The 22357-nt window shown below is 44.3% G+C and carries 10 protein-coding genes; 3 read left to right on the top strand and 7 right to left on the bottom strand.

Annotated elements, in window-relative coordinates; all coding sequences use genetic code 11:
- The first annotated feature begins 302 nt into the window (after window positions 1-302).
- From topA to LX99_RS06575, 3 genes are all read left to right on the top strand, one after another.
- Window positions 303-2693, top strand: a complete 2391-nt coding sequence (topA, locus tag LX99_RS06585; RefSeq protein ID WP_109607142.1) for a type I DNA topoisomerase — start codon at window positions 303-305, stop codon at window positions 2691-2693.
- Window positions 2694-2933: 240 nt separating this feature from the next.
- Window positions 2934-3338: a hypothetical protein gene (locus tag LX99_RS06580; RefSeq protein WP_109607141.1), complete on the top strand. Its 405-nt coding sequence runs from the start codon at window positions 2934-2936 to the stop codon at window positions 3336-3338.
- Window positions 3339-3403: 65 nt separating this feature from the next.
- Complete coding sequence (locus LX99_RS06575; RefSeq protein WP_109607140.1) at window positions 3404-9016, top strand: alpha-2-macroglobulin family protein; 5613 nt, start codon at window positions 3404-3406, stop codon at window positions 9014-9016.
- Between the two features lie 180 nt (window positions 9017-9196).
- Here LX99_RS06575 and LX99_RS06570 read toward each other — a convergent pair whose 3' ends face one another.
- From LX99_RS06570 to LX99_RS06540, 7 genes are all read right to left on the bottom strand, one after another.
- Window positions 9197-9802, bottom strand: coding sequence for a porin family protein (locus LX99_RS06570; RefSeq protein ID WP_245927863.1), 606 nt, complete (start codon window positions 9800-9802; stop codon window positions 9197-9199).
- 161 nt (window positions 9803-9963) lie between these two features.
- Complete coding sequence (locus LX99_RS06565; protein ID WP_109607138.1) at window positions 9964-11394, bottom strand: TolC family protein; 1431 nt, start codon at window positions 11392-11394, stop codon at window positions 9964-9966.
- Window positions 11395-11407: 13 nt separating this feature from the next.
- Window positions 11408-12085, bottom strand: a complete 678-nt coding sequence (locus LX99_RS06560) for an ABC transporter ATP-binding protein (RefSeq protein WP_022831531.1) — start codon at window positions 12083-12085, stop codon at window positions 11408-11410.
- 332 nt (window positions 12086-12417) lie between these two features.
- Entirely contained in the window at window positions 12418-14826 is a 2409-nt protein-coding gene (locus tag LX99_RS06555) for an ABC transporter permease (protein WP_109607137.1), read from the bottom strand.
- Window positions 14827-14929: 103 nt separating this feature from the next.
- A complete protein-coding gene (locus tag LX99_RS06550; RefSeq protein WP_109607136.1) occupies window positions 14930-17326 on the bottom strand; it encodes an ABC transporter permease in 2397 nt (798 codons plus the stop codon).
- A 104-nt stretch (window positions 17327-17430) separates the two neighbouring features.
- Window positions 17431-19797, bottom strand: a complete 2367-nt coding sequence (locus LX99_RS06545) for an ABC transporter permease (RefSeq protein ID WP_109607135.1) — start codon at window positions 19795-19797, stop codon at window positions 17431-17433.
- A 97-nt stretch (window positions 19798-19894) separates the two neighbouring features.
- Complete coding sequence (locus LX99_RS06540; protein ID WP_109607134.1) at window positions 19895-22273, bottom strand: ABC transporter permease; 2379 nt, start codon at window positions 22271-22273, stop codon at window positions 19895-19897.
- Between the last annotated feature and the right edge of the window lie 84 nt (window positions 22274-22357).

The following is a 22357-nucleotide window of genomic DNA, read 5'->3' as shown; positions in this document are numbered from 1 at the left end:
AATATTGGAAGGTTGAAAGGTTGGAAGGTTGAAAATTGGCTTCCATAATTTCAACGCTATAACTTTAATAACCTTGAAACGTTACAACTTTCCAACCTTCCAACATTACAACATTACAACATCAAAACCCCTCTCCAAAACATTACATTTTTTTCACTTTTAGCGCGGTGAAACAACCAACTTTGTAACATTTCAACTTTCCAACCTTTCAACTTTACAACATCTTTTATAACATCTTTGCAAAAAACAAATTGGCGTTTCGGTTACTTTATGTTTTATTTGCAAAAACTAACACTGCTTAAATGGCCAAAAACTTACTTATAGTTGAATCACCGGCGAAAGCGAAGACCATTGAAGGGTACCTTGGCAAGGACTTTACCGTAAAGTCGAGCTACGGTCATATCCGTGACCTGGTTAAATCGGAAGACGCTATTGACATCGCTAACAACTTTAAACAAAAATACGAGGTACCTGCAGATAAAAAGCAGGTAGTAAGCGAATTAAAGAAGTTAGCTAAGGAGGCTGAGATGGTTTGGCTCGCATCCGATGAGGACCGCGAGGGTGAGGCCATTTCGTGGCATTTATATGAGACCCTTGATCTGAAAGAGGTAAGCACCAAACGCATAGTTTTTCACGAGATTACCAAACCGGCTATTTTAAAAGCGATAGATACCCCGCGCAAAATAGATTATAACCTGGTTAACGCCCAGCAGGCCCGCCGTGTGTTAGACAGGCTGGTGGGTTTCGAGCTTTCACCCGTTTTATGGAAAAAAGTTAAGCCATCGCTCTCCGCAGGCCGCGTGCAATCAGTAGCGGTACGTTTGATAGTTGACAGGGAGCGCGAGATCAACAAGTTTAAATCTGAAGCGGCCTTTAAGGTTGTTGCCATATTTGGTAAGGGCAAAGAAGCCTTTAAAGCCGAGTTGCCCGAACGTTTCGCCAAACAGGAGGATGCGGAGCAATTTTTACAGGATTGCATCGCCGCCAATTTCGATGTTAAATCGTTAGATACGCGCCCAACCAAACGCTCGCCGGCTGCGCCATTCACTACCTCAACCCTGCAGCAGGAGGCCAGCCGCAAGCTTGGCTACTCGGTTGCCCGTACCATGCAGGTAGCGCAGCGCCTGTATGAATCAGGGTATATCACCTACATGCGTACCGACTCGGTAAACCTGTCGGAGCTGGCTTTAAACTCGGCAGCAAGTGAGATCGTATCAGCCTACGGCGAAAAATATCATCAGCAAAGAAGATATAAAACCAAAAATGCCAGTGCCCAGGAGGCTCACGAAGCCATCAGGCCAACGTATTTTAACAACCATACCATCGACGGCGAATCGGCTGAGAAACGCCTGTACGAACTGATCTGGAAACGCGCCATCGCCTCGCAGATGAGTGAAGCGCAGTTTGAGAAAACCACTGCAAAAATCAGTATTTCAACCCGTAGCGAAGATTTAGTTGCCAACGGCGAAGTGATGAAGTTTGACGGTTTCCTGAAAGTGTACCTCGAATCGAACGATGACGAGGACGATACGCAACAGGATGGAGAAAACACCATGCTCCCTCCCCTAACCCAGGGCCAGCGCCTTGCTTTACAGGAAATATCCGCTACCGAGCGTTTTTCACGTCCGCCCGCACGATACACTGAGGCGAGTCTGGTTAAAAAACTGGAGGAATTAGGGATCGGACGCCCTTCTACCTATGCCCCTACCATCTCCACCATACAGAACCGCGGTTATGTGGTTAAAGAAGAACGCGAAGGCAAGCAGCGTAACTTCAAGGTAATGACCCTTAAAGCAGGTGAAATTATAAAAGAAACTCGTACAGAAAATACCGGTGCGGAACGCGGTAAACTTTTCCCTACCGATATTGGCGCTGTGGTAAACGATTTCCTGGTACAATACTTCAAGGATATTGTAGACTTCAACTTTACCGCCAGCGTTGAGAAACAATTTGACGAGATAGCCCAGGGTTTGAAAGAGTGGACCGATATGCTCCACAATTTTTACAACCCTTTCCATAAAGAGGTTGAAAACACCATCGAAAAAGCCGACAAAGCCACCGGTGAGCGGGAATTAGGCTTCCACCCGGAAAATGGCAAAAAAGTATCGGTACGCATTGGCCGTTTCGGGCCATTTGTACAAATAGGCGAAACAAGTGAAGATAGCGATGAAAAGCCGCTTTACGCGAGTTTACGCAGCGGGCAGAGCATCGAGACGATCAGCCTTGAGGAAGCTTTGGAACTATTCAAGCTGCCAAAAGTTGTAGGCGAGTACGAAGGTAAAGTGATGAAGGTGGCTATTGGCCGCTTCGGTCCCTACATCAGCCACAATAGTGCTTTTGTATCCTTGCCAAAAGAGATCGATCCGCATGATGTTACGGAAGAGCAGGCTATCGAACTGATTAACGCCAAACGTAAAAAAGATGCGGAAAAACTGATCAAAGCGTTTGACGAAGACCCGGAAGTTAAGGTATTAAACGGCCGTTGGGGGCCCTATATAGAGTTCGGTAAGCTTAACGTTAAGATCCCGAAGGATAAAGACCCTAAAACCCTTACCTACGAAGAGTGCAAGGCATTAGCCGATGCCACACCTAAAGATGCCAAAAAAGGCCGCTTTGGTAAAACTGCGGCAGCAGCCAAACCAGCAGCTACAAAAGCACCGGCTAAAAAGAAAGCACCGGCTAAGAAGAAATAACTAAATTTTTTGTAAGGTTGAAATGTTGGAATGTTGGAATGTTTTAAAGTTGGAAAGTTAGAAGGTTAAATGAGCTTTGTTTGCTGATTTCAACGTTTCAACATTTAAACGTTGAAACATTCCAATTTTAAAACATTCCAACATTCCAACTTTAAAACATTCCAGCTTTAAAACATTCCAACTTTAAAACATTCCAACATTCCAACTTTAAAACCTTCCAACTTTACAACAACTAACAAAATGAAAAAAGACCTGCCCGAAAATGATGTAAAGGATATCGCGGTAGCGGTAGCGCTGGAGAGTGAGAGTGTGGAAAGTAAGGTATGGTATGTGTACCTCATCAACCTTAAAAATGAACCTATTGAAAATGTGCTCATCACCTCGAAAGGTTATGGTGAAAAGGATGGCGAACAGGTAAAAACCTCAACACTGAGGCATATGATCCCGGCTATTGAGGGTAAGGCGTATAAGCTTATAGAACCTATAGATGAACAAACCTTTGGCCTTAACAATGAATATTGGGTAAGCTATTATATAGGTAAAACTATCTTCGATAAAAAATTCATTTTCCTTCCGGAGAGCATTGTAGAGATGAATTTCATTAAACTCCCCGTTATCAATAAACCCGGCGTTATGATAAAATAATTTTCGGCAAAGCTTATTTATTGTCATAAAATGTCTAATTTCATCGCAATAAATAAGCCTAACCCATGGAAAACGGATACAGTCATTTCCGCAAGCGCCGTACTTTAATTATTGTAATAACCGCTGCCGTACTTGCCTCACTTATAGCATACCTCGTATTTGCAAAACATAAAAAAACTGCTGTCGATCCCGCTTTCGGCAAGTATATCGAATCATACACCACAGGTGTAATTTCCAAACACAGCAACATAATTATCAAGCTCGCCGGTGATGTGCAGGTAACACACCGCCAGGACGAAGAAATCAACGGCGATGTTTTTAGTTTTTCGCCTTCAGTAAAGGGGAAGGCATTCTGGGTTGATACGCGCACCATCGAATTTCGCCCGGATGAGAAACTTGAGGCAGGAGAAGATTATACCGCCGATTTTAAGCTGAGTAAACTAATTGACGTACCGGGGGATTTCGAACATTTCAAGTTTAATTTCCAGGTAATCCGACCCGATTTCACAGTGTCATTTATCGGCCAGCAAACAGCCAGCAGCACTTCTACCACCGAAATGAAGCTAACCGGCGATGTACAAACTGCCGACGGGGAAACACCGGCGGAAGTAGATAAGATCATATCGCTCAACTATCCATCGCCGGTAAAAATTAACTGGGAACATGATGCCGCCCACAAAAACCACCATTTTACCGTTACCGGCCTCACCAGGCTACCCGGCAAAGCCAACCCGCTTACCGTAAACTGGGATGGCGGCAGCATCGGTGTAGATAAAAAAGGTACACAAAACTTTGATGTACCCGCCATAGGCGATTTTAAGGTTTTGAACATCCGCGCCGTGCAGGATAACGACCAATATGTTGAGGTGCAGTTTTCAGATAATATCATGGTTGGGCAGGAGCTTAACGGCCTTATAGGCGTTAACGACGTTGCCGATCCTGCCTATAGCATAGATGGCAGCCTGGTTAAGATTTATGCTGCCGAACGCATGCAGGGTAATTACAGCGTATTTGTGCATGAAGGTATAAAGAACATATCATCAAAACGCCTAGCCAAAGGCTATACAGGAAACGTATTTTTTGAAAACCGCCTGCCTGCGGTAACTATTCCGGGCAAAGGGGTAATTATCCCCGATTCAGGCCGGATCACCATGCCGTTTGAAGCCGTTAACCTGAACGCGGTGGATGTTACCATCATTAAGATATTTGAAAATAACGTACCCCAATACTTTCAAAACAATGGCTTTGATGGCAATACAGAACTAAGGCAGGTTGCCCGGCCAATAGCACAAAAAACCATCCGCCTGGATGTGGATAAAGGCCTGGACCTTACCAAAAAGAACCGTTTTATGCTGGATATAGACCAGATGGTACGTACAGAGCCGGGGGCCATCTACAGAGTGGTTATCGGTTTCAGACAGTCATATTCATTATTTAACTGCAAGCTGCACAGCGGGAAAGCGCGTAAGGATAACGGCGAAGAAACGGATGAGGAAGAAGGAGGTTATGATTACGATTACAGCGACAACCATTCGAAGGTGAGCGACGAGGACGATGAGTTTTGGAGAAAATACGACAATTACTACACCGAGGGTTTTAACTGGCAGGATCGCGATGATGCCTGTACCCCATCCTATTACAATAAGCAACGCTGGGCCACCCGCAACATCATCGCCTCAAACATCGGCCTGATAGCCAAACGCGGCAATGATAACAGTATGGTGGTAGCGGTAACCGACATTTTAACCGCCGAGCCGATGGATAAGGTTGACGTGGAGATACTGGACTACCAAAAACAAGTGATCTACAAAAACACTACCGATGGCGATGGGTTGATCAAGTTCGACCTGAAACGCAAGCCTTACCTGCTGGTGGCCAAAAAAGGACCACAGCGAGGCTATCTTAAACTGGACGACGGCAGTTCGCTTCCCCTATCGCGCTTTAACGTGGGCGGCGAAGAAGTGCAAAACGGATTGAAAGGTTTTCTTTATGCAGAACGTGGTGTATGGCGCCCCGGTGATTCTATTTATACTTCATTTATTTTAGAGGATAAACTCAAAACACTGCCACCAGACCATCCGGTTGAATTTGAATTGACTGATCCCAGCGGCAAACTTTACAGGCGTATCACGCAAACCAAGGCTTTAGATGGTTTTTATAGCTTTCACACCGGTACCGAAACCTCATCGCCTACCGGCAACTGGACGGCCACGGTAAAAGTTGGCGGGGCAACTTTCAGCAAAAACATAAAGGTAGAAACCATTATGCCCAACAGGTTAAAACTTAACCTATCGTTTGGCGGGTCTACCGAATTAACCAAAGGCAATAATGCCAATGGCAAACTGAGCGCGCAATGGTTGTTTGGCGGGGCGGCGCAAAATCTGAAAGCTAAGGTAGATGCCTTCTTATCGGCACAAAACACCACGTTTAAAAATTACGAGGGTTACGTTTTTGATGACCCTACCCTTGCTTTTAACACGCAAACACAAACCATTTTTGATGGCAAACTGAGCGAAACCGGCACCGCCGATGTAGACGCAAATGTAAACGTAGAGAAACAGGCACCCGGACAATTACGGGCCAACTTTTTGGTAAAAGTATTTGAGCCAGGCGGTAACTTCAGCATCAACCAGGTAAGCATGCCGTACAACGTTTACCCGGCCTATGTGGGTATCAAAACCCCGCAGGGCAGTGATCTGTCGGGCATGCTGGTTACCGATAAAGATCACCTGATTGATATAGCCGATGTTGACGTAAACGGCAAGGCCCTTCCCGGTACCCGCGATGTGCAGGTTGAGCTGTACAAAGTGCAATGGCGCTGGTGGTGGGACCAGACCGGCAACGAGATCAGCAACTTTACACAGGATAAATATAATAAGTTGATCCGCACCGAAACCGTTAAACTCAGCAATGGCGCCGGTAAATGGAAGCTGCACATTGATAAAGCCAACTGGGGCCGCTACCTGATCAGGGTAAAGGATGAACAGACAGGGCACTCAACCGGAAAAATTATTTATGCAGACTGGCCTAACTGGTCGGAAAGGCTGCAATCAAGCAACCCAACCGAAGCGGCGATGCTATCATTTACCTCGGATAAACAAGCATATAAGGTTGGCGACGAAGCTACTTTAACAATACCAACCGGCGAAAAAGGTCGCGCGCTGATCAGCTTTGAAAACGGCAGCAAAGTTTTAAAAACCGTATGGATAGATACCAAAAAAGGGCAAACGCAGTATTCCTTTAAGGTTGATGAACAGATGGCACCCAACGTTTTTGTGAACGTTACGCTGCTGCAGCGCCATTCGCAAACAATTAATGACCTGCCCATCCGCATGTACGGCGCTATCCCGCTGAAGGTAGAAAACCCCGAAACAATCCTGAAACCGGTGATCACCATGCCTGATAAGATCAGGCCCGAAACACAATCGGCAATTACCGTATCCGAAGCGGCAGGCAAGGAAATGACCTATACCATTGCCATCGTTGATGAAGGCCTGCTCGACCTCACCAACTATAAAACCCCCGATCCGCATGATACCTTTTACGCGCATGAAGCATTGGGGGTAAAAACCTGGGATTTGTTTGATTATGTGATAGGGGCTTTTGGCGGCGGGCTGGAACGCATTTTAAGCATTGGCGGCGACGGCAGCCTGGGCAATAATAAAAACGTGCAGGTAAACCGCTTTAAGCCGGTTGTTAAATTCATGGGGCCGTTTCACCTTAACGCCGGTGAAAAACAAACGCTGCGCTTTACCCTGCCGCAGTACATTGGCTCGGTTAAAGCGATGATAGTAGCAGGCCATAACGGCGCTTACGGCATTGCCGAAAAAGCAGTAGCGGTCAAGAAGCCCTTAATGATCCTGGCTACACTTCCTCGGGTACTTGGCCCGTCGGAGAGCATACAGCTTCCGGTTACCGTGTTCGCGATGGAAAATAACATTAAAAACGTGAACGTGCAGGTACAAAGCAATGCCTTCAGCAACCTGGGCGGCAATAATCAAAAAACACTCACCTTTGCCAAACCCGGCGACCAGATGGTGACGTTTGATTTGAACGTGAAAGATTTTGTAGGTGTTGGCAAGGTAAGAATCATTGCCAAAAGCGGATCGGAAACGGCGGCTTACGATGTTGAACTAAATGTGCGTAACCCCAACCCGCCGGTAACCCGCATTATTCAAAAAGAACTGGCCCCGGGCGAGATCTGGAATAGCGCTTACCAGCCGGTAGGCATTAACGGCACCAATAAAGCCACCTTAGAGGTTGCCTATATCCCGCCTTTAAACTTATCAAAACGATTGGATTACCTGATCGAATACCCGCATGGCTGTGTAGAGCAAACTACCTCATCGGCATTTCCGCAGTTGTATTTAGGCCAGTTGCTCGACCTGTCGCCAAGGCAACGGGCCGAAACCGACCGGAATATCAAGGCCACTATTAACAGGTTGAATGGCTTCCAGGTGCAAGGCGGTGGCTTAAGCTACTGGCCCGATGAAGGCGAGCCTGATGAATGGGGCACTAATTATGCCGGTCATTTTATGCTGGTTGCGCAAAGCAGGGGCTACAGCCTGCCGCTGGGCTTTATTGACCGCTGGAAAAAATTTCAGAAACAGCGGGCTCAAAACTGGGCGCCACGCAAAGAACCTTACTATTACGAAGATGATTTGACCCAGGCTTACCGCCTGTACCTGCTCGCTTTAGCCAATTCGGCCGAGTTGGGTGCGATGAACCGTTTGCGCGAGTTCCCGCTGTTAAGTGATGCCGCTAAATGGCGGCTGGCCGCGGCCTACAAACTTGCAGGCAAGCCCGAGGTTGGAATGCAACTGATAGCCGGTTTATCAACCACTGTAAAACCTTATAACAGTATGTGGGGCACTTACGGTTCAGACCTTAGGGACCAAAGCATGATTCTGGAAACCCTCACCCTGCTTGGCCGGAAACAAAAAGCGGCAAGTCTGGTCAATACGGTTGCAGCACGCCTATCGCAGGATGATTGGTACAGCACACAAACTACGGCCTATTCATTGATAGCGCTGGCACAGTTTTACGGGCAAAATAAGCCTACCGGTAAAATGCAGTTCAGTTATCAATCGGGCGGCGCCAAAGGCAATATCAGTTCCACCTCGTACGTATGGCAGGGCGGCCTTGCCCCTAACGGCGGCAACATATATCTAAAAAACACCAGCAGTAATAAACTGTACATCCGTTTAATACAAAAAGGCCAGCCTTCATCAGGCCAGGATGTTGCCAGCAGCATCAATCCGGATGTGTTGGAGCTGCGCGTAGGTTATTTTACGCTGAACGGCAAACCTATAGATCCGTCGGCCTTAAAACAGGGTACCGATTTTGTAGCGCAGGTGAATGTGAAAAATCCGGGCAAACGCGGCAGGTACGAAAACCTCGCGCTTACCCAGATCTTCCCATCGGGATGGGAGATCCTGAACAGCCGGATGCTTAACGCTGAAGCCTTTAAATCTTCAGCCTCCGATTACCGGGACATTAGGGACGATAGGGTGAACACTTATTTCAGCTTAAACGAAGGCCAGGAATCAACCTTTTACGTAATGCTGAATGCCGCTTACACCGGTAAATATTACCTGCCGGCGGTGTACTGCGAGGCCATGTACAATAACCAAATCACTGGGTTACTGAAAGGGCAATGGGTTGAAGTATTGAAGTAATCTCATTTGGAGACTTACGAAGTTTTTAGAACTTCGTAAGTCTCGATTACAACCAAACGGATATCTATAGCTTATTAAATTTTGTAGAAATAAAAACGAATGTCTAAGCCACCCGGATTTTGTTCAAACAAAAAACCCCGCCGTTTACGGCAGGGCTTAATATCGTTTTAAAATCAATTCTTACAACGAGAATAATTTATAAGCCACTGCTAAACTAAATAAGCTAACGCGGGTGTGCGAATTATCATTACCGTATGCAATCTTGTTTAAACCGCCTTCATAACGTAAGTCAATAGAAAGGCTGCTTATATCGACGCCTGCACCTATCTGAATGGCGTAGTTGGCATCTTTATATTTCAAACGGGCAGCTTCAGCTGTGGCACCGGATAGGCTTTGATCTTTATTAACAGTGAACGACATTACCGGCCCTCCGTAAAACCGGCCGCCCAAACCTAAAGCCCCTACTTTACCGCCTAATAACAAAGGTACGTCAACACTGGTAAAATTAGCTTTCGCGGTACCTGTACCATCGTTAGTATTAACAGTTACGTTTTTACCGGTTACATATAATTCAGGCTGAAAAATAAAGCCTAAGCCGCCAATCCGGGCCCATGCACCGGCCTGGTAACCTGCTTTATTGTCATTATTAAAAATACCGTTAGAAGGGAAGGTTGTATAATTTAAACCGCCCTTAAGGCCAAAAGAAAAGCTGGGGATAACCTGCGCTTTGCTAATGTCTATAGTGAATAAAAAAATAACGAATGAGAGTAAAACTACTTTTTTCATTTTCATTACGATTAGTGGTTGATATATGGACTTTTTAAGCCCTGGTTAAAATTAGAATTATCCGGTTAAAACAATAACCACTATGAGTGAATAAAGTTTCAACCGGATAAATCAACGGATTGTCTATAATAAAAATATAACTTTTTACCGTTCTCTCAATGTTACAAGGCTAATTTACCCTGGTAGTAATCTAAAATTTTGTTGTAAATATAACAGTCGTAACGGGCATTGATAAGATTAATTCGCGCCCGGTCGAGGTTATTTTTAGCCACCACATAATCAACCGAAGTTAACACGCCCGCGTTAAAACGGATCTCGGCAGTGCGGAACGACTCAGCGTACGATTTAACCTGCTCAACCAGCACACCCAACCTTTCATAAGCCGATGTCATGTTCAGGTAAGCCGTTTCAACATTTTGCTTCAGCTTAATTTTGGTATTCTCTTCTATGTATTTGTAATTCAGCAGATCAATTTTCGCTTTGGCAACTTTGTTATGATTTTGGAAATAATTTAAAATCGGGATCCTGAGGCTTACACCAAACTGGGTACTGTAGTTGTTTTTAAACTGATCGTAGTAGCCTATGTCTTTATTTATATAGTTGGCTTGCGTAGTTAAAACAGATTGCCTGCCGCCGGGAGTATTGATATATCCCCCGGTACTGACGGTTGACGAATCTTTAAAAACCGAAGTTTGCGCCGCGCTCGAATAATTGGTGTATAAACCGCCATATAGGTTGATGCTTGGCAATAAAGCGCCTTTGGCAACGCTCACGGCTTTTTCGGCGCTTTCCCGGCGAAGTGTGGCAGCTTTTACCAGGGCAAGTTCCTGCAGGGCTGTTTCGTAAATCTGATTAGACGATAAGACGCTTTGCTTCGCTACATCCTGGGCGTTAATGGGCTGCAATACAAAATTTTTGCTGTAAGGTATGTTTAAAATCTGCATCAGGCTTAGTTTGGCATTTTCTAAAGCGCTGTTGGCGTTAACTACGTTCAGCTTGTTATCGCCCAGGGTACCCTGCAAATCGTATAGGTCTGACGGCAGTTTATTGGCGCCATCTTTCTCCAATATAGTTAAACGTTCTACCTGTTTTGCCGATACATCTACCTGGTTTTTAACCGCTGCCAGCAATTCAGTATTATCCAGCACCAGCAGGTAAGCGGTAATTACGTTAATAGTAACCAGATCTTTTGCCTGTTGCAGGTCCATTTTACCGGCCTGGTAAGCCAGCGAGGCTTGTTTAATGGCATTTACATTCTGCAAGCCGCCAAATAACGTAAGGTTTGATTCGAGACTGTAATTACCGTAGGTTAACGATTGATTTACATAGGTATTGGTAAATGGGTTAATGTTACGCCCGTTATTAATACCATGGTTAACGGTACCATTTAAAGTAGGCAGCAAATTTTCTTTAGCCTGGTTAAAATCAATTCGTGCGCTTTGCGCTTTCAGTTCGCTTTGCTTAACATCGAGGTTGTTTTTTATGGCGATGTCGATGCATTTTTGCAGTGTGTATGTAGAATCTGACTGCGCGTAAGCCTTTGCCGAGGATAGCGCAACCAAACCAAAGAATATAAATTTATAGTATCGCATTTTATTAATAAGTTCAGAGATTTCTTGATGATTCGATCCTGCCGTCCAGCAAATCGATAATGCGCGAACCGTATTCGGCATTTTTTTCGGAGTGGGTAACCTGTATAATGGTTACGCCATCCTCTTTATTCAGCTTGCGGAACAATTCCATAATCTCTTCCCCTTGTTTGGAGTTGAGGTTACCGGTAGGTTCGTCGGCAAGTAATAATTTAGGCCTGGCGATCAGGGCACGGGCTATACCCACCAGTTGTTGCTGTCCGCCGGATAATTGCGCGGGAAAAAGATCCTTTTTACCAACAATATTAAAGCGGTCGAGCATATCGGCCACCATGGCTTTACGTTCCGCGCTTTTAAAGTCCTGGTAAATAAGCGGCGTTTCGATGTTTTCATAAACGGTAAGCTCATCAATTAAATGGTAAGCCTGAAAAACGAAACCGATATATTGCTTATATAATGCCGAACGCTGCTTTTCTTTAAGCTGATGCACCGCATGGCCCTCAAAGTAATGATAACCGTCAGACGGTTCGTCGAGCATTCCGATGATATTGAGCAGGGTTGATTTACCCGAGCCTGAAGGCCCCATAATTGATATGAATTCGCCTTCATCAACCTCAAGGCTCAAATCATTCAGGATGATATTTTTGTTGCCCCCTACCTGGAAATACTTTGAAATATGCTGCAGTGATAACATTTTTAATTATTGAATTAGTTTGTTCGTAAATAAATGAGTTAAACAATAATACTCATCATTTGGCGATTAACATATCAATAACATACCAAAGTTATATAACATTAAAAATCAACACATTAAATGATCTTATCAAATTATTACTGTTCGCTTATGTAACAGAATGCGTACGGTTATGATACAGTGCTTTGTGAGGCGAAAGGCGAAGGGAGAACGTTGAAAGGTCTGTAGTGGCTTAATAAAAGCATTTAAACAGCGAAAGCCGAAAGCATCCCAACAATTTGCATTTTTGAGCTACCTTTCAGCTTTCACCTTTTACCTTTAACCTTATAAAATCAGTCTCCCGACCGCAGGCTCTTTACCGGGTTGGCCAATGCCGCTTTTAGCGATTGCACACTAACCGTAACAAACGCTACCAGCAAAGCCGTGGTACCTGCCGCGATAAAAACCCAGATCTGAATACTGATTTTGTAGGCAAAATCCTGCAGCCAGCGGTGCATGGCGTACCAGGCAATTGGCGAAGCGATGATAACCGATATGATCACGAGTTTGAGGAAATCGCCCGAAACCAATCTTACAATACTGAACACACTTGCACCCAATACTTTGCGCACACCAACCTCTTTCACCCGTTGTTTTGTTGAGAATACCGCGAGGCCAAACAGGCCGAGGCAGGAGATGAATATGGTAACCAAAGTAAACGCGGTAAGGATAGAACCTGTACGCTGTTCGGATTTATACATCTCATCAAATTCCTGGTCGAGGAAATGGTATTCAAAGGGCGCCGAGGGTTTAAAGTCGGCCCATTTTTGCTTGATAGCTTCAATGGTTTTGGTAATATTTTGCCCGGAAGTTTTGATCAATATCTTCCCGAAATAAGAATCTGTAAATATTACTATTGGTGTAATTTCTTGGCGGATGGATGCAAAATTAAAATTATGTGCAACCGCGCGAATCTCACCATTCCTGCCGTTAAGGCTTATACGCTTACCGACGGCCTCTTCGGGCTTCCATCCTAAAGCCGCGGCGGCTTTTTCGTTAATAATAAAACCGTAAACACGCTGATTTTCATCTTTCACAGCCAGTTGCTGTTCATCTGCCAGTGTAAAGTCGTGTCCCTGTATCAGCTGAATGCCCAGCGTTTTTATAAAATTACGTTCAACGGGAAGCGCGGTAACAGAGAGCGTGTAATTACTACTTTTACCGTCGGCCTTATTGATGCTGTATCCGCCGCCCACATTTAAAGGCGAATCATAAGACGCGGTTACGTTTAGTACACCCGGCAACTGGCTAACCTCACTGTTAAACGACCGCATTTCATCAAGGGATTGCCAGCTGTTTAACACCATCACCTGGTCGCGGTTAATGCCCACGTTTAAATTTTGAATATAGTGTAACTGACTGCCCGCAATAACCGTACAGATCATGAAAAACACCGAAACCACAAACTGAAAAATAACTAACGACTTGCGCAGAAAACTGCTGCTTTTTGAACCCGACATTTTACCCTTCAGCGTAACCACCGGATTAAATGAGGATAAGTACAACGACGGGTAAGTACCAGCCAAAAAAGTAACTATTACCAGTAGTACAACAGAAGCAATTACCAGCCATGAGGTATTCCAGGTATTAAAACTCAACTGCTGCCCGGAAAAATTGCTAAACCAGCCGAAACTTGACTGAGCCATTAAAAAGCCAACAATAATTGATACGGTTGTAATCATGGCGGCTTCTATCATAAACTGCGTAAACAACTGCATTCTTCCGGCACCCATCACTTTTCTAACACCTATTTCGTGGCCTCTTTCAATGGCTTTTGCTGTAACAAGGTTTAAAAAATTAACACATGCAAGCAACAGCATGATTATGGCTACTACCCCCAAAATATAAAGGGCCTTAATGTTGCCCTGGGGCGTAAGGTTATCAGAAGCCGTTGAATATAAATGAACACGTTTTAATGGCTCGAGGGTGTACCATACATGATATCCCTGCCTGGCGGCATCTTTAAACAGGTTATTTAAAAAACTATTCACCTTATTTTGAACAGATGCCACACTTACACCCGGTTTTAATAACAAGTAGGAATAATCGTTTGCAGAATCCCAGACAAGATTTTTTGACCTTGACGCAATGGCGTATGATCCGAGCAGATCAAATTTGATATGTGAGTATTCCGGTACATCCTCAATAACACCGGTAACCATCATGTTATTATTTCCTTTAACCTTAAGTACCTTCCCCAACGGATTTTCGCTGCCAAAATATTTTTTTGCCGTAGATGCAGTGATCACTACAGCCGATGGATCATTTAACGCGGTAGCAGGGTCGCCCTGCAAAAACTTAAAGCTGAACATCCGGAAAAACGGCTCATCTGCAAGCAAAAACCTTTTTTCGTTAAAAAGTTTATCCTGGTATTTTACACCTACTCCCCCGCTCGAATAATCGTATACCCTTACCGCTTCGGCAACATCCTGAAACTGTTGTTTAAATACAGGAGCCGCTGCTGTAGGCGTTACCCCAACCGATTTTGCCTCGCTATCATCTGCCGATTTGTAGTTATATACTATCCGTACAATACGATCTGCATTAACGTGGAAAGTATCATACCGTAACTCGTTCAATAAGTAAGTAGCCAGTAACATAAAGCAGCCAATGCCAACTGCCAATCCCGCAATACTTATTAACGATGTAACCCTATTCATAACAAGGTTACGCCATGCTGTTTTTATATAGTTTTTAATCATTAGCCCCTCCTTACCTCCCCGGCAGGGAGGAATTTTGAATATTTAATAATGTATTATCGTTTTCCTTTTAAGCCCTCTCTCCGGAGAGGGTTTGGGTGAGGTTTTACTCACTCCGTAAACTTTTAACAGGGTTGGTCACCGCCGCTTTAATAGCCTGGAAGCTTACTGTTGCAAAGGCTATAAGCAACGATACCATACCTGCAATGCCAAATACCCACCAGTTGATCTCGATACGGTAGGCAAAATCCTCCAGCCACCTGCTCATGGCATAAAAAGCTATTGGCCATGCTATTACGTTGGCTATTAACACCAGTTTTACGAAATGACCCGAAAGCAACAGCACAATATTTTGTACTGAAGCGCCCAGCACCTTGCGTACCCCTATTTCCTTAACCCGTTTTTCGGCCGAATAGGATGCCAGGCCGAATAAACCGAGGCAGGATATGATAATAATTAGCCCGGCTAAAATGCTTACCACGGTACTTACCTGATTATCAACGCTGTAAACTTCGTTAAAATGATCGTCCAGGAACTGGTATTCGAAAGGTATGCCCGGAAATTGTTTCATCCAGGTTGAACGGATAAAGGCAACCGCCTCTTTAGCCCTGGCGCCATTAATTTTAACCGACATCAAACTGAAATTTTTCCCGTTTACCATGAAAAGGGTTTCAATTTTGTAATGCAGCGAATTAAAGTTGAAGTCTTTAGCAATACCGGTAATTACCCCTAACGAATCAAACCCGAACCGCTGGCCCAGCAACGATTCCATGTTTTTTCCCTTATGATCTTTCAGCAGTTCTTTCGCCAGTGCTTCATTAATGATATATTGTTTCCAAACGGCCGAAGTATCCTTAGAAAAGTTATCACCCATCAGCAGTTTAATCTTGTACAGATCAAGGTAATTATTATCAACTACCAGTAACGTAGAAGAAAGCTGGCGCAAAGGGGAATCGCCCAGTTTAAACGATACGCCGGTTTGATCAAGGTGGCTGCCCAAAACATCCTGTGATGCCGTAACACCCTGAACAAGGGTATTCGATTGAAGTTCCTGCTTAAACAGATCGTATTTACTCTGCGGGATCAGGTTTAGCGGAACGTTCACAATTTGATCGCGGTTAAAACCCGGATCTTTTTGCTGCATAAACCTCAGCTGTTTAATTACAAATACTGTAGCAATCATCAAAATTACCGCGCTGGTAAATTGCCCCACCACCAAAATATTACGGAGCGGCACCTTGTTGCCCCCCACAGAGGCAAACGCCCCCTTCAATACCTTAACCGGCTGGAACGACGACAGGAACAGCGCCGGGTAAATACCTGATACAATACCTACCAGTACCGTATTGATCAATATCAAGCCAGGCAGCATGCGGTTGTTATGCAGTGGTAGACTAATATCCCGCTGGCTCAAAGTATTAATAAACGGAATGGCAAAGGCTACCAGTACACACGCGAAAACCAGCGCTATAAGCGAGAGCAGCACCGTTTCACCCAAAAATTGCATAGCCAGTTGAAAACGCCCCGCGCCTATCGATTTACGAACGCCAACCTCCTTAGCCCGCTCAGACGAGCGTGCCGTTGACAGGTTGATAAAATTGATACAGGCTATCACCAAAACGATAATGCCAATAACGGTAAAGAGATTGGTGATATGCTTATCAAATTTTTGGTAGTTGATGTAATCCAAGCCGATATCAGCCGAATTTGCATGAACATCTTTAAGGGATAACAAAAACAACTCGTAATTTTTTGAACCGCCCTTGCCCCTGTATTTTTCAAGATAGGCCGGAAACTTTTTTTCGAGTGCAGCCACATTGGTACCCGGAGCCAGTTCAAGGTAAGTATTGAGCCAGTTGCCGCCCCAGTTGGTGAACATCCAGGGTTTATAAATACTGCTGAAGGAGAACAGGCAATCAAACTGTAACTGCGAGTTTTTAGGTGTGTTGGCCAATATACCGGTAACGGCATAACTTATAGTATCTTTACCGTAATTGGTAATGGTTTTTCCCATCGGGTCTTCATTACCAAACATGCGCTTAGCGGCATCCTCGGTTAATAAAACGCTGCGGGGCCTTAGCAAGGCGGTTTCCCTGTCACCCCTGATCAGCTTAAAATCAAACATCTTTAAAAACACCGAATCCACAAAAAACACCTGCGGCATGTACACCCGTTTCATGCCATTATTAAGCGGAAACTTTTGCTGCCAGCGCACGCGGGTAAAATTTTTGATCTCGGGGAAGTCGGCCTTCAGGGTTGGCCCCATGGGAAACATCGATAAGGCTACTTTTTGCGATGCGCCCATCCCCTCAAACTTCTGCACCTCGTTTAAGCGATAAATATTTTTTGTATGCAGGTTATCGAAGCTTTTTTCATAACTCACAAAAAGTACGATAACAATACAGGCTGCCATCCCCACGGCCAGCCCAAAGATGTTAATAGCCGAAAAAACCTTGCTTTTCCAGATATTCCGCCACGCGGTTTTGAAGTAATTTCTTAGCATATTTTATATCATTGATTCATTTGCTTTGCGTCATAGGGTCATTAAGTCATTTTTGCCAGCGCTCAATGACTTAATAATGCGCAGCAAAATGACCTAATGACTATTTATTCGCTCCGTAAACTTTTAACCGGGTTAGCCATTGCCGCCTTGATTGCCTGGAAACTTATGGTTAACAAGGTGATTGCGATAGCAACAACCGCAGATATGACAAACACGCCCGGTCCAACCTTTACCCTATAATCATACTTTTGCAACCAGCCTTGTAAAAAGTAGAATGCCAACGGCGATGCAATTACGCAGCTAATCAACACCAGCAATACAAAATCTTTAGATAATAAAAACCATAGCTGGCTTACCGTTGCGCCCAGTACCTTACGTACGCCAATCTCTTTGGTACGCTGCTCGGCTATGTAAGCCGCTAAGCCAAACAGGCCGAGGCAGGAAATGAAAATCGCCAATCCTGCAAAAATACCCGACAGCTTACCAACCAATACCTCCTGGCCAAACTTGCTGTTGTAATCATCATCAACAAAACGGTAGGTGTAAGGATAAGCAGGGCTGTATTTTGAAAATATCTGCCCTATTTTATCGATGGCTGTATGCGGGTTTACTTTAGCTGATAAACGGTAGATCATGTTTTGATGCGGATCATTGTTATAGATAAACATGGTTGGATCGGCCTCGGCAAAAGGTGATAACATCAGCGCGTTTTTAACTACGCCAATTATTTTAACAGGCCTGCCAGCATAAGTAATTATCTGACTTATAGGATCGCCTTTTAAGCGAAGTCTTTTAACAGCCGCTTCGTTAAAAATAATATTCAACGAATCGGATCCGGCATTACTAAAATCTCTCCCGGCCAGCATTTTCATGTTGGCCGTTTTAAAATAATCGTTGGCAATGGCAACCACGCCCATCTCAACTGTTTCGCCAGCCATTTTACCGGGCCATTGGTCGAGGTTGTTGTGCATATTAATATCCGTAACAGCGCTTGATGCTGTGGAGATGCTTTCTATTGCGCCGCTTTGCAGTAACTCGGTTTTAAATGCCTGAAAATGTTTACCAAGATCTTCATTAGCATTGCTAGCCATCAACCTGTTGATATCGTAACCTGCCGGTCGGTTTTTAGCGTATTGTATTTGCCGATAAATAACAACCGTGCTAATGATCAGCGCTATTGAACAGCTAAACTGCATCACCACTAAAACTTTTCGCGAGTACGATGCCGAACGGCCAACCTGTATGGTGCCCTTCAATACTTTAACCGGATTAAATGATGAAAGATAAAACGCGGGACGGCTTCCGGCGATTAAGGCGGTTATTAATACGCAACCAATAGCAAGCAGCCAAAAGGTTATGTTATTAAAAGGAATGGCGATAGTAGTACCGGTAAGCGCATTGAACGGGGCAAGTGCTATTTGCACAAACAGTATCGAACAAATAAAAGAGATCAAAGTGATTAGGGTTGATTCTGTTAAAAACTGGAAGATGAGATGTTGACGTTGCGAACCGATGGCCTTACGTACACCAACTTCGCGGGCACGCTTTTCGGAACGGGCTGTGGTGAGGTTGATGAAGTTAATGCAGGCTATCAGTAATACCAACACGCCAACAATGCTAAAAGTGCGTACATAATCAATAAAGCCGCCGCCGGCCACACCGTTTTTATAGTCGGAATACAGGTGCCAGTCGGCCATGGGTTGCATAATCACATCCGAGTTTTCAGCATTGATATTATCCTCACCCTTTTCGATATTTTTGATTTTGGGGGCAAGCTGCGCGTAGGTTACGCCCGGTTTTAGTTTGGCAAAAAGTTCGTATGCGTTATTACCAAAACTATCATGGGCCCCTTTCATGTAAGGTTGCTGCTCCATGAGGCTAAACGGAATAACATATTTAAACTGCAGTGTTGAATTTAGGGGCACATCCTGTATTACACCGGTAACTTTCAAATTGTAGTTATTATCAACCTTAACCACTTTATTAATAACGTTCTCCGTACCGAACAGCGCTATAGCGGTAGCTTTGGTCAGTACAATTGAATAAGGATCGTTCAATGCTGATGATCGGCTTCCCTGTAAAAAGTTGTATTCAAACATTTTCAGAAAATCGCTTCCGGCCTGTACCCCATCTATCGATAGCTTTTTATCGCCAACCATCAAACCATGGGTACCACCCCAATCTGTAGATGCCACATATTCTACCTCGGGTAGGGTTTTCAAAACATCAGCAAGCTTTAACGATGTTGTATTGAAGGTAAGCGTTTCGCCGTTACTGTTAAAATTACGGCGAACCTGGTATACCCTATCGGCATTAGGCAAAAATTTATCGTACGAGTATTCGTTGCTAACCCAAAGGGCAATCATCAGGGCAACGGCCATACCTGCGGCCAGTCCTAAAATATTAATCGCTGTATAAGCCTTATTGTTGATGATGTTTCGCCAGGCTATTTTGATGTAGTTTCTAAGCATCTTTTATATCATTGAGTGATTAGGTCATTAAGTCATTTTATGCTTTGCGCTTTTGCCAATGATTTAATGAGGCGAAGCAAATGACTCAATGACAAATTTATTCGGAACGTAAACTTTTAACCGGGTTAGCCAATGCCGCCATCGAGGCCCTGTATCCTACCGTGATCCACGCGATAATAAATGTTGAGAGGATCGACATCACAAATATTTCGGGACCGATACTGATATGGTATTGAAAATCTTTTAAATAATTGTGCATTGCCCACCAGGCCAGTGGCGCGGCTATTACAAAGGCAGTTAACAACAGAATGCTGAACTCTTTACCAAACAACCACAAAATGCTGCTGATATTGGCGCCTAATACCTTGCGCACCCCAATCTCTTTGGTTTTACGTACCGCCATAAACGATACCAGGCCATACAAACCCAAACAGCCGATAATAATAGCAATACATGCAAATGCTTCAACAAGCGTTAACTGGATGTTATCCATTTCATAAAAATGGGCGATTTTATCATCCATAAACTCGTACTTATATAATTCCTGCGGGAAAGTCTGGTTCCAGATCTTATCCAACGCCGCCAATGTGGATTTGGCGCTCCGCATATTTATTTTCACCGCAATTGTTGAAAGATCGCGGTAATTTGGCATAATACATACCGGGGTTATTTCTGTGTGGAAGGAATAGTTATAAAAATCTTTCATCACCCCTACAATAGTGCCCTTGTACGAGCGGCCGTTAACGGCCATTTGCTTGCCTAACACATCCTGCGGTTTGAGGTTTAGCTTTTTAACAAACGTTTCGTTAACAAGGAACTCATGCACCGAATCACCCTTAAAAAAATTCCGCCCTGCAATCAGTTTAATTTGAAATGTTGAGATATAATTTGCATCAGCCTGCTTGGTATTCACACTCCAGTGCTCATCCTCCGTGCGGTTATCAAATTGAACACCCGTATTATCGTTGGAACGCGAAGCCGGCGGGTTTGAGCAAAAAGTTACGTTTTCTACACCTTTTATCTCGCTGATGCGATTGCTGAGGGTGCTCATTTTCATCTTGTCATCCTGCGGAAGCGGCACCAACACTATGGCTTTCTTATTAAAACCAAGATCGGCCGTTTGCGAGTAATGCAGCTGTGATATGATAATGATAGTGCCAATAATCAATACCTGCGATATGGTAAACTGTGTAACAACCAGTACCCTGCGCAAAGAAAAGCCCCCAACATCTTTTTGCGAAAGCTTGCTCTTTAAAGCCTGGATAGGCTGAAACCTCGCGAGCACCAAACCCGGATATGAACCGGACAAAAAAACCACCGCTACGCTGATCAGCACGATAAACAAACTTAACGCCGACCAGTTAAAGGTCATTTGAGAGTGAAAAAGGTTATTGAGCGGGTTTAACGCCAATTGCGATAAACCAACCGCCACTATTACCGCTATTACACTTATGATGGCAGTTTCGGCAATAAACTGCCAGAATAACTGCCGGGGCAAACTGCCTAACACCTTGCGCACCCCTATTTCCTTTGCACGGTTAAGCGCTTGGGCGGTAGCGAGGTTCACGAAATTTACACAAGCCGTTATAATCAGGAACAACCCGATGAAAAATAACGCCCAGAGGTATTTTTTATCCGCATACCCACCCAGGTCACGATCAAAGTGCATTTGGGCAATGGGTTGCAGCTTAAAACGCCATACCTGTAAATCCCTGCCGGTATAATTTTTTTTAACTAATTGCAGCATCCCCTTTTCGGCCTGGGCCTGTGTAACGCCGGGCTTTAGTAAAGTAAACGACTGGCAGCCACTGTAAACCCCTCCCCAGTTATTTTCACGGTCCTTACCGCCATACTCTTCCATACTGGCGTACGAAAGAAAAATCTCCGAACGGCGGTCGGTATTGTTAGGGATATCTTTGAGCACCCCGGTTACCGTAAAATTCATTTGGTTATCCAAGCGAAAAACTTTGCCTATCGGGTCATCATTGCCAAAAAACTTATGCGCTATTTTATCGGTGATCACCGCTTCGTTAACACGCGAAAGGATAGTTTTACTATCGCCTTTTAACAACGGGAAATTCAGGATACTGAAATATTCCGGTTCTGTAAAAGAGATGCCCCCGTCTTCAGCAAACTTTTTAACATCGTTGCCTTTGGTAACGGTAATAAGCGTTCGGTTAAAATCAATTACCCTGGCTGTTTTCTCGCCATAGGGCAGATCATTGCGGAAACCCTTGGCCAGAGGCTGTGGCACAGCACCTATCCGGCTAATGCCATCCTCATGAAACTCGGTATAAAAACGATAAATCCTATCCGAATTGTGATGAAAAGTATCAAAGCTAAGGTGATAGTTAATCAGCGTAAATATCAATACACCGCAGGCCATACCCAAAGCCAAACCAATAACGCTGATACTTGCGTAAGCCTTGTTACGAACTAAATTTCGCCAGGCGATTTTTATGTAATTTCTAATCATGAACCCCTCCTAACCTCCCCAAAGGGGAGGAATTGTTAATTGTGAGTGATATAATATATTTACCCTGTGTTTTTTTAAAGCCCT

This window comes from Mucilaginibacter oryzae (genome assembly GCF_003148845.1).
In the GTDB taxonomy this organism is placed as follows: Bacteria; Bacteroidota; Bacteroidia; order Sphingobacteriales; family Sphingobacteriaceae; genus Mucilaginibacter; species Mucilaginibacter oryzae.
Note: the sequence above shows the minus strand (reverse complement) of the source record. Positions and strands in the feature narration are given on the sequence as shown.

What these genes read in the sequence shown, in the direction of transcription:
- topA (WP_109607142.1), top strand. Translation starts at nt 303, where the DNA reads ATGGCCAAAAACTTACTTATAGTTGAATCACCGGCGAAAGCGAAGACC.
- LX99_RS06580 (WP_109607141.1), top strand. Translation starts at nt 2,934, where the DNA reads ATGAAAAAAGACCTGCCCGAAAATGATGTAAAGGATATCGCGGTAGCG.
- LX99_RS06575 (WP_109607140.1), top strand. Translation starts at nt 3,404, where the DNA reads ATGGAAAACGGATACAGTCATTTCCGCAAGCGCCGTACTTTAATTATT.
- LX99_RS06570 (WP_245927863.1), bottom strand. Translation starts at nt 9,802, where the DNA reads ATGAAAAAAGTAGTTTTACTCTCATTCGTTATTTTTTTATTCACTATA.
- LX99_RS06565 (WP_109607138.1), bottom strand. Translation starts at nt 11,394, where the DNA reads ATGCGATACTATAAATTTATATTCTTTGGTTTGGTTGCGCTATCCTCG.
- LX99_RS06560 (WP_022831531.1), bottom strand. Translation starts at nt 12,085, where the DNA reads ATGTTATCACTGCAGCATATTTCAAAGTATTTCCAGGTAGGGGGCAAC.
- LX99_RS06555 (WP_109607137.1), bottom strand. Translation starts at nt 14,826, where the DNA reads ATGATTAAAAACTATATAAAAACAGCATGGCGTAACCTTGTTATGAAT.
- LX99_RS06550 (WP_109607136.1), bottom strand. Translation starts at nt 17,326, where the DNA reads ATGCTAAGAAATTACTTCAAAACCGCGTGGCGGAATATCTGGAAAAGC.
- LX99_RS06545 (WP_109607135.1), bottom strand. Translation starts at nt 19,797, where the DNA reads ATGCTTAGAAACTACATCAAAATAGCCTGGCGAAACATCATCAACAAT.
- LX99_RS06540 (WP_109607134.1), bottom strand. Translation starts at nt 22,273, where the DNA reads ATGATTAGAAATTACATAAAAATCGCCTGGCGAAATTTAGTTCGTAAC.